The sequence below is a fragment of the Moorena sp. SIO4E2 genome, assembly GCF_010671945.1.
Taxonomy (GTDB): Bacteria; Cyanobacteriota; Cyanobacteriia; order Cyanobacteriales; family Coleofasciculaceae; genus Moorena; species Moorena producens.
In genome coordinates, this window is the sequence record NZ_JAAHIE010000155.1 from 1 (window position 1) to 14,061 (window position 14,061).

10 protein-coding genes and 1 pseudogene are annotated in these 14,061 nt (G+C 44.1%); 4 read left to right on the top strand and 7 right to left on the bottom strand.

Features of this window, described 5'->3' with window-relative positions; genetic code table 11:
* Positions 1 to 391: 391 nt before the first annotated feature.
* Entirely contained in the window at positions 392 to 925 is a 534-nt protein-coding gene (locus F6K37_RS17240; RefSeq protein ID WP_008181031.1) for a helix-turn-helix transcriptional regulator, read from the bottom strand.
* 248 nt (positions 926 to 1,173) lie between these two features.
* Here F6K37_RS17240 and F6K37_RS17245 point away from each other — a divergent pair, with 248 nt between their 5' ends.
* Together F6K37_RS17245 and F6K37_RS17250 are read left to right on the top strand one after the other, a co-directional pair.
* A complete protein-coding gene (locus F6K37_RS17245; protein ID WP_287251348.1) occupies positions 1,174 to 1,347 on the top strand; it encodes a hypothetical protein in 174 nt (57 codons plus the stop codon).
* Positions 1,348 to 1,748: 401 nt separating this feature from the next.
* Positions 1,749 to 5,384, top strand: coding sequence for a WD40 domain-containing protein (locus F6K37_RS17250; protein ID WP_063747922.1), 3,636 nt, complete (start codon positions 1,749 to 1,751; stop codon positions 5,382 to 5,384).
* On the opposite strand, the gene F6K37_RS17255 is transcribed toward F6K37_RS17250, so the two are convergent.
* The 3 genes from F6K37_RS17255 to F6K37_RS17265 all read right to left on the bottom strand — a co-directional run bounded on the left by F6K37_RS17255 (position 5,350) and on the right by F6K37_RS17265 (position 7,840).
* Positions 5,350 to 5,583: a hypothetical protein gene (locus tag F6K37_RS17255; RefSeq protein WP_154659705.1), complete on the bottom strand. Its 234-nt coding sequence runs from the start codon at positions 5,581 to 5,583 to the stop codon at positions 5,350 to 5,352. The two genes, F6K37_RS17250 and F6K37_RS17255, sit on opposite strands and share 35 nt — an antisense overlap.
* Before the next feature lie 116 nt (positions 5,584 to 5,699).
* On the bottom strand, positions 5,700 to 7,133 hold the full coding sequence (locus tag F6K37_RS17260) for a hypothetical protein (RefSeq protein ID WP_287251349.1): 1,434 nt from the start codon (positions 7,131 to 7,133) through the stop codon (positions 5,700 to 5,702).
* Positions 7,134 to 7,384: 251 nt separating this feature from the next.
* On the bottom strand, positions 7,385 to 7,840 hold the full coding sequence (locus F6K37_RS17265; protein ID WP_008181028.1) for a hypothetical protein: 456 nt from the start codon (positions 7,838 to 7,840) through the stop codon (positions 7,385 to 7,387).
* Positions 7,841 to 7,955: 115 nt separating this feature from the next.
* Here F6K37_RS17265 and F6K37_RS17270 point away from each other — a divergent pair, with 115 nt between their 5' ends.
* Positions 7,956 to 12,317, top strand: coding sequence for an nSTAND1 domain-containing NTPase (locus tag F6K37_RS17270; protein ID WP_287251350.1), 4,362 nt, complete (start codon positions 7,956 to 7,958; stop codon positions 12,315 to 12,317).
* Here the strand turns inward: F6K37_RS17270 and F6K37_RS17275 are convergent.
* From F6K37_RS17275 to F6K37_RS17285, 3 genes are all read right to left on the bottom strand, one after another.
* The gene (locus F6K37_RS17275) at positions 12,271 to 12,474 is read right to left on the bottom strand and encodes a hypothetical protein (RefSeq protein ID WP_154659704.1); all 204 of its coding nucleotides are present in this window, start codon (positions 12,472 to 12,474) and stop codon (positions 12,271 to 12,273) included. The genes F6K37_RS17270 and F6K37_RS17275 overlap by 47 nt on opposite strands.
* Before the next feature lie 74 nt (positions 12,475 to 12,548).
* Positions 12,549 to 12,812, bottom strand: coding sequence for a hypothetical protein (locus tag F6K37_RS17280; RefSeq protein ID WP_008181023.1), 264 nt, complete (start codon positions 12,810 to 12,812; stop codon positions 12,549 to 12,551).
* Positions 12,809 to 13,048 carry a hypothetical protein gene (locus tag F6K37_RS17285; RefSeq protein ID WP_008181022.1) on the bottom strand — a complete coding sequence of 80 codons (240 nt, stop codon included), beginning with the start codon at positions 13,046 to 13,048 and terminating at the stop codon, positions 12,809 to 12,811. Before F6K37_RS17285 ends, F6K37_RS17280 begins: the two co-directional genes overlap by 4 nt.
* Before the next feature lie 824 nt (positions 13,049 to 13,872).
* Between F6K37_RS17285 and F6K37_RS17290 the strand changes: the two are divergent.
* Positions 13,873 to 14,061 (top strand): annotated as a pseudogene (locus F6K37_RS17290) (hypothetical protein); the annotation flags it as partial.

Below are 14,061 nucleotides of genomic sequence, written 5' to 3' on the forward strand. Positions count from 1 at the left end.
ATTATAATATCTATGAGGTACAAAATTTCAGGATTTTAGGGAACAGGGAACAGGGAACAGGGAACAGGGAACAGGGAACAGGGAACAGGGAACAGGGAACAGGGAACAGGGAACAGGGAACAGGGAACAGGGAACAGGGAACAGGGAACAGGGAAGAGAGAACAGGGAATAGGGAATAGGAATGCGCTGCATCAAAACAGGGAATCAACGTCAAAAAAGACTGTACCTCATAACTGCAATCAACGCTATATAGTCATAACTTTATTCGTTGAATTATAAATTAAAAACCTGAACAAATTTAAATTTATTTTCTACCAATACCTACTCCATAAAACCAATTAATAAAGTCCATCAAACAAGTATTGCTATATAATAATGGTGATGCCTATCATTATTTTTGTTTAGCGTAAATATTTTTTAGGTGCTTCTTAACCGTATTGATGCTGATAAATAGCTGCTGGGCAATTTCTCGGTAAGTAAAGTTGGCTTTTTTAAGTGACCATATTTGCTCTTCCCGGGGCGTTAAGCCATATTTTAGAGCATCAGTGCTAGCGGAAATTTGATAAGATTGATTTTGATCTTCTAGGGTTACTAAGAGGTAAGGTTCTGGAGATAACTCTAACGTTAACCATCTAACCCTAACCCGAAAGTTAACTGACTTATCCACTTGAATTTCAGCTTCGATAATTAGTTTGCGATCGCAAAACCACTCACGACTATCAATTAATGATTCGCAAACTCGCCAAATTGGGTCAGGGATAGAATTTATCTGTGACCTACCTTGAGTGATTTTAGAACACATTCGACGTCCACACTCATTGGCATGAAACCAATCTTGGTTAGTAGTTAGAATCAGCACCCCATCCACAAACCCCTCAAGGATTGCTTGGATCAGTAATGGGGGTTCTGACCTTGTTTGTGCCATGACTACTTAAACCTGAATTACACATTATCCAGAATTCCGGATTTGCCCAGGCTGTGCTAGACACAGTTTTGGATCAGGTTTGGATCACCTCGTGATCACAACAGATGATCCAAAATTGGCACTTGACAATTTGTATAATAAAGTATAATAATTTTGAGCTCTCAGCTGGCTCTAATTTGAATTATTAAAACATCAAGTAGCAAAGCATTGTGAACAGGATTGTGAAGAGGTTTCCTGAGGTGCGACCAGTGGCGAATTTAATTCTTAATGGGTCTTGCGCACCTAAGTGTTGGTGGGATATTGTGACTGACTTTGGCAGTATGTCTACTGACAGAGGCTCCGATTGCACAAGCGCGGAAGCTGAGGCCGTAGGCCACGCGGAAGCGAACGCTTCATCGCCTAGGGTGCCCGTAGCGCATTAAGATTCTCTGGGTCGCGAGGATGTTTGAGAAGTACCAAATGTTGGTAATAAGCCATCATAATCCCAAATCTTAGGGACTTTGTACTAACTTACCCCCTTGCTTTGGGGGGTTAGGGGGGCCTTTCGAGTCGGATCCAACATCTTTAAAATACCCTCTTAGACCTGGAATATGCCTAAGGGTGTTTGCCAGAGTTGACCTGCGATTCCCTTGAGCTTAGGTTTTGCTTCGATTTGAATATAGCATTTTTATTTGAGATGTAAACAGCGGACCCGTCGAAACAGGTAACTTCGGCTCAGGGAACAGGGAACAGTAGGAAAGAGCTCCAAAGAGTTTTTGATGTTATGAGAAATCATCAAGATTGTTCATGACCTATTTGTAAATCCTATAGCTGAGGTGAGATTTTGCCATCTTTACAAGCGTCTCGACAGGGAAGACTAACAATTAAACAGTATCGAAACCGAAAGGGATGGACGATAGAGGATCACAGATGGCTGGTCGAGGCGAGTAAGATCTTAAATCCAGATATCGACTGGGCATCCTCCGAGTATGGGTTGCAAGAAATCTATGCTCCTGGTGTCTCCCTAGCTACTTGGAAACGCTTCTTGCAAGGAAAGCCGATTAATGCCCAAGTTTTCCAGGTATTTTGCCAAGTTTTAGGACTTAACTGGGAATATGTGATTGAGAACAGCCTCCCTAAGTCCTCAATCCAGAAGACAACCACTAAAATCCCCTCAAATCGAGTAGATTGGTCAGCAGCGCCGGATGTGCCAGTTTTCTTTGGACGTACCGAAGAATTGGCTACCTTAGTGCAATGGATTCTCCAGGATCGTTGCCGAGTGGTGGCAATTTTAGGAATGGGTGGAATTGGCAAAACTGGACTCTCTTTGAAGCTAGGTAAGGGTGGAATTGGCAAAACTGATCAGTCCCTCAAGCTAGATCATGGCATTCAGGATGAGTTTGAGTACGTCATTTGGCGTACGCTACTTAATGCTCCTCCCATTATAAAAATTCTCGAAGAGCTGATCAAATTTCTCTCCAACCAGGTAGAAAGCAATTTACCAGACACCATAGATGCTCAACTATCACGACTACTTCACTATTTGCGTGAGCATCGCTGTTTGCTAATCCTGGATAATGTAGAGTCAATTATACAAGGTGGTGACAAGGCTGGGCAATATCGAGAAGGATATGAGGAGTATGAGCAACTGTTCCGAAAAATTGGAGAAGTCTCCCATCAAAGCTGCTTGTTGATCACCAGCCGAGAGAAGCCCCACGCCATTGCCAGACTTGAAGGCAAAACACGACCGGTTCGTTGCCTGGAATTAAGCGGTTTTGAAGTTTCAGATGGCAAGAAAATCTTTAATTCCATTGCCTCGTTCTCTGGTTCAGATCAGCAATGGCAAGAACTGATTGAATTTTACAACGGTAATCCTTTATCCCTAGAAATTGTTGCCAAGCATATTGATGAAGTATTTTTGGGTAATATTGGCGACTTTTTAACAGAAGGAAAACCAGTCTTCGATGACTTTCGTGAAGTGTTAACCTGGCACTTTGAGCACTTGTCAGACCACGAACAGGAAATTCTGTACTGGTTGGCAATTAATCGGGAAGCTGTTTCCCTTGCCCAACTCCGAGAGGATATCCTCTCACCAGTGGCTAAACAACATTTACCAGTAACACTGCAATCCCTGCAAAGACGTTTACCTTTGGAAAAAAGTTCAGCAGGCTTTACCCTGCAACCTGTGCTGATCGAGTACATGACTGAGAAAGTAATTGACAAGGTTAGTCAGGAAATACTCACCGATAAAATAGCTCTGTTTAATTCTCATTGTTTGCTGAAGGCTTTGGCAAAACAGTACATTCGGGAAAGTCAATCCCGTCTGCTCCTCAAACCATTAATCGATCAGCTAATCGCTAGTTTGAGTAGTCAAAGTTGTCTTGAGGAAACTCTAAATAATAGTCTTTCGAAAATAAGAGAAAACTTGGTGCCAAGGGTAGGCTATGCAGCCGGTAATATCCTTAATCTGCTCTGCCAACTTAAAACTGATTTAAGGGGTTATGATTTTTCTAATCTCACTATTTTGCAAGCTTACCTTCAGGGGGTAGAGTTGCTAGATGTAAACTTCGCTAATGCTACCATCGCTAAATCAGTTTTTACTCAACCTTTTGGTAGTATTTTGTCAGTATCATTTAGCCCCGATGGCCAGCTTTTGGCTGCAGGTGATAGCATGGGCAAGATTCATCTGTGGCAAATTGCTGATAGTCAATACCGTTTAACCTTGAAGGGACACACCAGTTGGGTATGGTCTTTGGCCTTTACTAGGCTAGATGATGGTAACAGTGAAGAGACTCAGATTTTGGCTAGTAGCTCTGAAGATCAAACCGTCAGGCTCTGGGATATTGCTACCAGTCAATGCCTCCACACCTTGCGAGGACATAGGAGTAGAATATGGTCAGTTGCTGTCAGTGGAGATGGCACAATTGTTGCTAGTGGCAGTGGCGATAAAACCGTTAGAATCTGGGATGTTAGTACCGGTGAATGCTTGAACATCTTGCCAGAGCACTCCCAAACCGTAAGAGCCGTAGCTTGTAGTCCCGATGGTGCCATTCTCGCCAGTGGCTGTGAAGATAAAACTATCAAACTCTGGGACTCTGATACAGGTGAATGCCTCAGCACCTTACAAGGACACTCTCATCAGATCAGGTCAGTGGCTTTCAGCCCCGATGGAACTACCCTCGCTAGTAGTAGTGATGACAAAACCGTAAGGCTATGGAATCTTAGCACCGGTAAATGCGTTAAGATGCTGCGGGGACATACAAAAAGCATACGGTCAATTGGCTTTAGTAAAGATGGAACCACTCTCGCCAGTAGTAGTGATGATAAAACCGTAAGGCTATGGAATTTTAGCACTGGTGAATGCCTCAATAAGTTGTACGGACATACTAATGGTGTATGGTCTATTGCTTTGAGTCCAGATGGCGTAACTTTAGCAAGTGGTAGTGATGACCAAACCGTAAGGCTATGGAATATTAACACTGGTCAATGCCTCAACACGTTTCGAGGATATACCAATGGCGTATGGTCTATTGCTTTCAGTCCAGATGGGACAACCCTCGCCAGTGGCAGTGAAGACCAAACCGTAAGACTTTGGGATGTTGGTACCGGTGAATGCCTCGATACCTTACGAGGACATACCAATTTGATATTTTCTGTTGCCTTCAGTCGAGATGGTGCAATCTTAGTTAGTGGCTCTAAAGACCAAACCCTCAGACTCTGGGATATTAGCACTGGTGAATGTCTCAACACCTTCCACGGACCCAAGTGGGTACTTTCAGTCGCCTTTAGTCCCAATGGAGAAATCTTAGCCAGTGGTCATAATGACGATAGGGTAAGACTCTGGGATATTAGCACCGGTGAGTGTTTCCAGACCTTATTAGGACACACGAGTTTGGTCTGGTCAGTGGCTTTCAGTCCAGATGGCACAACCCTCGCTAGTGGCTGTGAAGACCAAACCGTTAAACTCTGGGATGTTGGCACCGGTGACTGTTTAAGTACTTTGCAGGGACACCGGAATATCATCAAGTCCGTTGTCTTTAGTGGAGATGGCAGAATTCTCGCTAGTGGCTGTGAAGACCACACTGTTAGGGTCTGGGATGTTGGCACTGGTGAGTGTCTCAACACTTTGCGTGGACACACCCATCGATTACGCTCAGTGGCGTTCAACCCTAATGGTAAACTGATCGCTAGTGGTAGTTATGATAAAACCTGTAAGCTCTGGGATGTTCAGACAGGTGAATGTTTAAAAACTCTCCATGGACATACTAATGTGGTATGGTCTGTTGCTTTTAGTCGAGATGGTTTAATGCTAGCCAGTAGCAGCAACGATGGCACAATTAAGTTTTGGGATATCGAGAAGGGTCAATGTATCAAAACCCTGAGAGTGCCTAGACCCTATGAGGGGATGAATATCGCCGGTGTTACTGGTTTAACAAAAGCAACTATTACCTCCCTGAAAGCCTTGGGAGCAGTTGATTAGACTTGTTGCGGGAGTCGGGAGTTGGGAGTCGGGAGTCGGGAATCGGGAGTCGGGGGCGTTGCTTAATAATGGAGTCGGGAACAGATGTAGGGTGGGCAGTGCATCCGTATGATTCACTGACTAGCCATAGCATTGCTAAGCACTGCCCACCAAAAGTCGGGAATTCATGTAGGGTGGGCAGTGCATCCGTATGATTCACTGACTAGCCATAGCATTGGGTTTGCACTGCCCACCAAAAGTCGGGAACTGCCATCTGGCTTCTGGCTTCTGCCATCTGGCTTCTGGCTTCTGCCTTCTGCCTTCCTTGAGCTCAGTTCAACCCAACCTACTACCTGATAAGATTTTTTTGAAGCACAAGGCAATTACTCCAAATATCAGGATTAGCCCAACTGGTACTATCACACTATTGATCCAAGGGTTGTCACAGCTCTTTTTGAAGGGTGGGATCAGCGTGGATACAGTCTCACACTGCTTAGCGTCAAAATCCATTAAAGCCGTGACAGCTGTCCCCGCACCAACTACCGTTACTATAGTCTGAAAAGTGCGATCGCGTTCTGCTTTTTCCAGCTCAATTTGACTACGGATGGCATTGAGCCTGGTCTCTAGCAGCCGTAATGCCATCTCCATTATATCATAGTCTTTAGTAACCTGCAATAGGTAATTTTCCTTTACCTCTTTACTAAACGTTTCTAAAAACTCTAGGTTATTATCGGCACCTAATTTTTGGCATTTTTGGTTGATGATTTCTAAACGGGTTTGATAATTGAATAAATTAATCTCGATAATTTGGTTTTGAAAATTTAGTTTAGGCAAATCCAGGGTATAGTTCCCTAAAGACTTTTGAATATCATCGAGTTTTGCGGCGATGGTTTGGTCTCTAAAACTAGAAGCGTTTTCGTCACTGATAAGTCTCTGATTGGCTTCAACCTGCTTATAGTAAGCTACCAAGGTTTTTTTGATTAAGCGACTTTGGCTGTAAGCCCATAAAATTTTGTTTCTATAACTAAACAGACCCATCCAATCCGTATACAATTCCGCTGCTTTTTCCATACTTTCTTGGTCAGAAAAGAGCATAATGATTACATGGCAGTTGACCTGATTCAGGGGTTGATATCGCCACAGCTCAAAAACTTCACCACCAAATAAGCTGCCTTTTCCATGTAAATCTTGTGACCAATTCCCTGCTTTATCGAAAACCTGAGCACCAGATTTGGCAATGTCTTTTTCCTGTTTGGTCGAACTTTCGGGTGTTGATACTCCTTGTAAATCTTGTGACCAATTCGCCGCTGTCTGGAAAACATGATAACAGGATTTAGCAATATATTCGTAGCTTTTGCTCGACGTTTTCGGTAACCATCCAGAAAGCATCCAAGTTTGCCCTAGGGTCGCCCTTTCCCCTTGTAATCTCCATTCAATTTCTGCTCGCAGTCTGGCAAAACAGTCAGGGGTTTGGGGGTCGGTTTGATTGTTAATGGAACAATCAATTTGCAAGCCATAGGTATCATTTAAGCGGACAGGATAGTAGTACCCTTCTAGGGTATCGTTTGCTGTGGTAAAGTCATAATACTTTTGTTTAGGGAGTAGTTCTAAATATTTGGTTTCTAGATCAGGATCGAAGAATTTACTATCTGCTGGGAGTTTAGCTCGAAACTTAGCTTGCTTTTCTTGCTTCTCAGCTTCAGTGAGGTTGAGAGCATCTCGTAAGTCATATAAAAATAAATCGAGAGTTGGAAAGATTATATCGCTCACTATAGCATTTTTATTTTAGTTGTGAACATACTACCTTATGGAAAGGCAACAGGCAACAGGCAACAGGCAACAGGCAAGAGTTAATCAACTCTATAAGGATTTAAGGATTTTTGGTAGCGACTTCATCGCTTTTGCAATTAGGCAAAAATTATCATAAAATTCCCACAGTTATCTTTTTTTTTACAAATATCAGATGCACCCTTCAATTTTATTACCCCGACTCCCGACTCCCGACTCCCGAATTGGGTAATTTACTTTTTAGAAGCCCCTAAAAACCCTTTAAGTTTTTCCAAGGGTAATTTTTGGACAACTTCTTGTGGCTGTTCTGAACGACTGACGACAATCACAATATTATTAATTTGTTGGTCATAGCCTGTAGGTGATGACTTAGGTTTATGTCCTCTCATGATCGAGGTACGGCTAGGTGTATTGACTGGCTGGATTTCGGCTTCTGTGGGGAGATAGTCTGGAGGAATATCGACCGTAGTGTCAAGTTGGTTGTAATAGGTTTGGTAACGTTGATTTAACTCAGGATTGGCGGCAATCATCTCTAGCAGCTTGGGTTTGGTATACTTCTCCCAGGCCAGAGGTTGGGCATCAAGTTGATCGCCAATTTCTTTGATGCTCTTATTCTCAGGTTGACTCAAGGGTGTGTCTAAATCGGTCAGAGCAAGTAAAAAAGCTAATAGGGTTTTGTTGGTATTCATCAGCCACTGTCACTACTTCGATCACTATCTACTATCTTTATACATGAAGGATCAGCCGAGTGCTCGAAATTGCGATATTATGTTATGCTAATAAAAATTTCACAACCTCGCTCCAATGACACCGGAATGGGAAGCCCTAATCGTTGGGATTAACCGTTATCCAGAATACACCAACTTTAACGACCTGACCGTTGCTGTTAAAGACGGGGAAAATGTCGCTCAACGATTACAACAGTATGGCTATGAACCGTTCCGGATTCAGGACTTACCCCTTGGGTTGACCCAAAAAGGACCAGGGGGACTATCGAGCACAGGACTAGTAAAATTAGAGGAATTAAGGGAAGCAGTTGCTAATCTGTTTAATCCTCCTGCTCCTAACCAAGCTCCAGAAACCGCCCTATTCTTCTTTTCAGGCCATGGCTGTAGACAAGAGGTGGATGGCATTGAAGAGGTTTTCTTAGTGACTAGTGATGCCTTTCCGGATGTGGGAATTTATGGCTATCCTCTGCAGGAATTGGGTCAGCAAATCGCAACTAGCCCAGTGAAACAGGTAGTGATTTGGTTAGATTGTTGCTACAGTGGCGAGTTACTGAAATTTATCCCAACTGATAAAGCTTACTGCTTGATTACTGCTACTCGTTCCTACGAGCCGGGAGTAGAGATTAGCCATGAACAAGGAGTATTTACCAAGGAGTTACTGGCAGGATTGAATCCGGAAAATTACCCGGATGGTATTGTTAATAGTCATAATTTGGCCTTGTTTATTGAGCAGCGGATGTCAATGACTCAGCAACGTCCTTTAATCGCTAACTCACAACAAGCCATTATACTGACTACTCAGTTTCCGAAACTGAGCTTTCAGGATAAGTGCCCCTACCGGTCTCTGTCTTATTTTACCGCATTACCAGAAGATGCTCTGGTGTTTCACGGTCGTTCTCAGTTGACCGAGCAGTTAATTGAGCGAGTGAAAAATCAAGACCGTCTGCTGGTAGTGTTAGGGGCTTCCGGCAGTGGCAAGTCTTCCTTACTCAGAGCAGGATTATTGTATCAGCTGAAGTTAGGTCAGGCAATTGTTGGAAGCGATCGCTGGCATTATCTAGAACCTTTCACTCCAGGTGAAATACCAAAGCAAAGGTTACAGGAGGTCCTGGAAAAGGGGGAGCTTTTAGAGAAGCAGGGAGAGGGTGTGGCTGATTCTGGGGAACAAAACTTTCAAAGTCCCCCAAAGTTGGGGGATTTAGGGGGCATTCCCATCAGCAACGCCCAGCCAGAGAATTTTAGTAAAACTCCGATGGTCATGATTATTGACCAGTTTGAAGAGTGCTTCACTATGATTCAACCTGACCAACGCCAGGAATTCTTTAACGGTTTAATTGAATTAATCGAGAATACAGACAATTTAATTGTTTTAATTGCCATGCGCTCTGACTTTCGGGGGCGGTTGCGAGAGTATCCTAAATTAGTAGAGAAGATTAATAGACCATTAATTAATGTTGACCACTTGAACCATGAGGAAATTGAAGAAGCGATCGCACTACCGGCGGAATTAGTAGGATTAGGGATTGAGGGGAGATTAAAACAGCAACTGATTAACGATGTCGAAGATTATCCAGGTAGCCTTCCCCTGCTCCAATATACTCTGACGGAATTATGGAAACAGTCAAGACAGCAGCAGGAAACGTTTTTACGGTTAGAAACCTATCAACAGTTAGGGGGAATTGAGGGAACTCTGGAAAAGAAGGCAAATCAGGTATTTGATAGTCTCTCCCAGGTAGAACAAACTGTGGCTAGGCGTTTGTTGTTGGAATTAACTCAAGTGGGAGAGACTCTCGATACCCGTAGACGAGTACGCCTGGGGGAGTTAGTCAATTCTCATCACAGTTTAGAACTGCTCGATGCTGTTAGCCAGACCTTAGCCAGTTCAGACAACCGCTTGATTACTAGAAGTCATCAAGAAAATTCCCAGGATGTGGTTTTGGATGTGGTACATGAAGCCTTGATTCGCCACTGGGGAAGGTTGCTGGAGTGGAAGCAGACTTACACAGAAGCGATGGTGATCGAAAGCAAGCTGGAAGCGGCGGCGCTTGAATGGCAAGAGAAGGGAAAGAAGCGTGATGATGCCGGTTTACTGTTGCTTGGGGGGAGGTTAATAGAAGCCCAGGAGTATTTAAGAAAGTATGGTGAATTGGGGATGTTGAATGGGCTGGCGGAGGAGTATATTGAGGTCAGCCGTCACAAGCACAAGCAAATGACCCGTAACCGCTGGTTAGGGGTGGCAGGGTTTATTGCTGTGTTGGTATTGGGGACAGTTGTTTCAACGGTTTTTGGATTGGAGTCTAGTAAACAGGCGAGAAAGGCAGAAGAAAGTGAAATTAAAGCCCTGAGTCAATCTTCAGAACTCTTGTTTAGCTCAAAGCAACCCTTTGATGCTCTAAAAGAGAGTTTAAGGCCAGTAGGAAAACTCCAAAAGACAAAAAGGGTAAAAGGTGATACTAGAATACAAGTGATCGCTAAGTTGCAGCAATCTCTCTATGGCGTCAACCAGTATAATAGCCTGGATAAACATACTGATACTGTCACTAGCGTGGCCTTTAGCCGAGATGGCATGACTATCGCTTCTGCTAGTTGGGACAACACCGTGAAACTATGGAATCTACAAGGCAAACACCTGCACACCCTCACTGGACATAGGGAACCTGTCACTAGCGTCACCTTTAGCCCAGATGGCATGACTATCGCTTCTGCTAGTTTGGACAAGACGGTGAAACTATGGAATCTACAAGGCAAACACCTGCACACCCTGACTGGACATAGCGAACCTGTCAATAGCCTCGTCTTTAGCCCAGATGGCATGACTATCGCTTCTGCTAGTTTTGACAACACCGTGAAACTGTGGAATCTCAAAGGCAAACCCCTGCACACCCTCACTGGACATAGCGAACCTGTCACTAGCGTGGCCTTTAGCCGAGATGGCATGACTATCGCTTCTGCTAGTTGGGACAAGACTGTGAAACTGTGGAATCTCAAAGGCAAACCCCTGCACACCCTGACTGGACATAGCGAACCTGTCACTAGTCTCGCCTTTAGCCCAGACGGCCAAACTATCGCTTCTGCTAGTTGGGACAACACCGTGAAACTGTGGAATCTCAAAGGCAAACACCTGCATACCCTCACTGGACATAGCGCAGATGTCACTAGTCTCGCCTTTAGCCCAGATGGCATGACTATCGCTACTGCTAGTTTGGACAACACCGTGAAACTGTGGAATCTGCAAGGCAAAGTACTGCAAACCCTCACCGGACATAGCCAATATCTCATAACCGTCGCCTTTAGCCCAGACGGCCAAACTATCGCTTCTGCTAGTTGGGACAACACCGTGAAACTGTGGAATCTCAAAGGCAAACCCCTGCACACCCTGACTGGACATAGCGAACCTGTCACTAGCGTGGCCTTTAGCCGAGATGGCATGACTATCGCTTCTGCTAGTTTGGACAACACCGTGAAACTGTGGAATCTCAAAGGCAAAGACCTGCACATCCTCACTGGACATAGCGCAGATGTCACTAGCGTGGCCTTTAGCCGAGATGACCAGACTATTGCTACTGCTAGTTGGGACAAGACGGTGAAACTATGGAATCACCAAGGCAAACACCTGCACACCCTCACCGGACATAGCGATTGGGTGAATAGCGTCGTCTTTAGCCCAGATGGCATGACTATCGCTACTGCTAGTGATGACAACACGGTGAAACTGTGGAATCGAGAAGGCAAACCCCTGCAAACCCTCACCGGACATAGCAATTGGGTGAATAGCGTCGTCTTTAGCCCAGATGGCATGACTATCGCTACTGCTAGTGATGACAACACGGTGAAACTGTGGAATCTCAAAGGCAAACACCTGCACACCCTCACTGGACATAGCGAACCTGTCAATAGCGTCGCCTTTAGCCGAGATGGCATGACTATCGCTTCTGCTAGTTGGGACAACACCGTGAAACTGTGGAATCTCAAAGGCAAACACCTGCACACCCTCACCGAACACAACGCAAATGTCACTAGCGTGGCCTTTAGCCCAGATGGCATGACTATCGCTACTGCTAGTTGGGACAAGACGGTGAAACTATGGAATCACCAAGGCAAACACCTGCACACCCTCACCGGACATAGCGATTGGGTCAATAACGTGGTCTTTAGCCGAGATGGCCAGACTCTTGCTTCTGCTAGTTGGGACAAGACGGTGAAACTATGGAATCACCAAGGCAAAGACCTGCACACCCTCACCGGACATAGCGATTGGGTCAATAGCGTGGTCTTTAGCCCAGATGGCCAGACTCTTGCTTCTGCTAGTGCAGACAATACTGTAATTTTATGGAATTTAGATCTAGAGGATTTAGTGGAACAGAGTTGTGATTGGCTCCATGATTACCTTGTCACTCATCAAGACGAAGAAGAATTAAGGGAAATTTGTGGTATGTAGGGGAGTCGGGAGTCGGGAGTCGGGAGTCGGGAATCGGGAAATAGGGAGCAGGGAGCAGGAAGTAGGGAGATAGGGAGATAGGGAAATGGGTATAATTATTTAGATAAATATTATATTGTAGCTTATTTTTATAGCTTATTTTAATAAATCTTTTCAAGAGTTTTTAAGTCTCCCCACACTTCCCACACTTCCCACACTTCCCACACTTCCCCCTCTCCCCACACTCCCCCTCTAGTCGTGATTCAACACTTCGGGTAATTTCCAAGACCGCCCTTGACAGTAAACATAACCATTATTAATGTATATCCCGGAAAGTGCCCTAGCTAATACCAAGAATTCCTGCTGTTCTTCCGCAGTCATATAATTTTCATTGTGTAGACTCCCTGAGGCTCGGTTTGGATCTCCTCCGGAGTCCAGATATCGCTGACGGGCCAGAGTGGAGAGTTCTACCATTCGTTGATATTGCTGTTGTTGTAATTCACTTAAGGGCTTCATAATTCGGCTAGAGGTGTAATCGGGGTAATTTCACCATTTGGTAAAAGCATAGCAAAGGGCAGAAGAAGGCTGGCAGTGCTGATGTACCAAATGCCATTGTCTTGGTCATAAACAGTATTTTCTAGTAATCCTAAGGTATCCAAAGCATTGAGAATTAGATATTGTGCTTCTGTTGGTTCCATCGCACCCGACCGAACTAATAGGGATGTTGGTGATTTTACTCCCAAAGTAAGCATTCAGCAGTCAGCTGTCAGCCATCAGCCATCAGCTATAGCGCTACGCTTAGCGTCAGAAGTTAGAAGTCAGAAGTCAAAGGTGCGCTTTCCGTAGGCGAATTAAATTCGCCACGGGTCGCACCTAAAAGTAAGCGATTACTTACGTTTCGGAGTTTAGGAATGTCCTAATCTAAATGCGTAGTGCTATATAAGTGATTAGTGATTAGTGATTAGTGATCAGCTTTTGAATAAAAGAGGTAAGCATTAGTTTAATCTGAGTCAAGTGAGAGCGTCGTTCGCACAGCGTGGCCATTCGCGTAGCGTGGCCGAAAGGCCAAGGCCAAAGCCTGTGCTAGGAACGAGGTTTATTTTAAACTGACTGCTGACTGCTGACTGCTGACTGCTGACTGCTTACCTTTCAGGTTTTGAATAAAACAAGTAAGCATTCGTTTAATAGGGAGATGGGAACTGTGGGAAGTATGGGAAGTGTGGGAAGTGTGGGAAGTGTGGGAAGTGTGGGTAGATCGGGAAATTTTTATTAGAGTAATTATACAGACATCCTATAATCCCTGCTTAGTAAGCTAGGAAAAAGTAGTTTTCCATGGTTAAGAGTATATTTAACTACATTTTTGCTCATTTTCATACTATGTCCTGATCTGTTGACAATAACCATAGCTGGTAGAATTTTATGGCTGGATTAAACACATTTTGGTAAAATAGTCAACAGTTAAGATGATCAGTGGGAATGAAATGTTAATAAACATAAACTCCCGTTACCACAGCGGTAAATTGGGGCTACTATAGTAACTTAAGTAATCATATAAACATAATCCCGGAAGGTAAACATGATACAAGCTGCTGTCAAAATGCTAATTCCTTTCGAGTCTATTATCGAAGCAATCACTACTCTGGAAATAGAAGACAAAATTAAGCTGAATCAAATCCTCGAAGAAGATATTGCTGAAGTCAAACCGCAAATTGTATTAGAAAAATTGTTACAGGAACCAGTGTCCGAAATGCACTTTGAGCAATTT

What these genes read in the sequence shown, in the direction of transcription:
- F6K37_RS17240 (WP_008181031.1), bottom strand. Translation starts at nt 925, where the DNA reads ATGGCACAAACAAGGTCAGAACCCCCATTACTGATCCAAGCAATCCTT.
- F6K37_RS17280 (WP_008181023.1), bottom strand. Translation starts at nt 12,812, where the DNA reads ATGAAGCCCTTAAGTGAATTACAACAACAGCAATATCAACGAATGGTA.
- F6K37_RS17270 (WP_287251350.1), top strand. Translation starts at nt 7,956, where the DNA reads ATGACACCGGAATGGGAAGCCCTAATCGTTGGGATTAACCGTTATCCA.
- F6K37_RS17265 (WP_008181028.1), bottom strand. Translation starts at nt 7,840, where the DNA reads ATGAATACCAACAAAACCCTATTAGCTTTTTTACTTGCTCTGACCGAT.
- F6K37_RS17285 (WP_008181022.1), bottom strand. Translation starts at nt 13,048, where the DNA reads ATGCTTACTTTGGGAGTAAAATCACCAACATCCCTATTAGTTCGGTCG.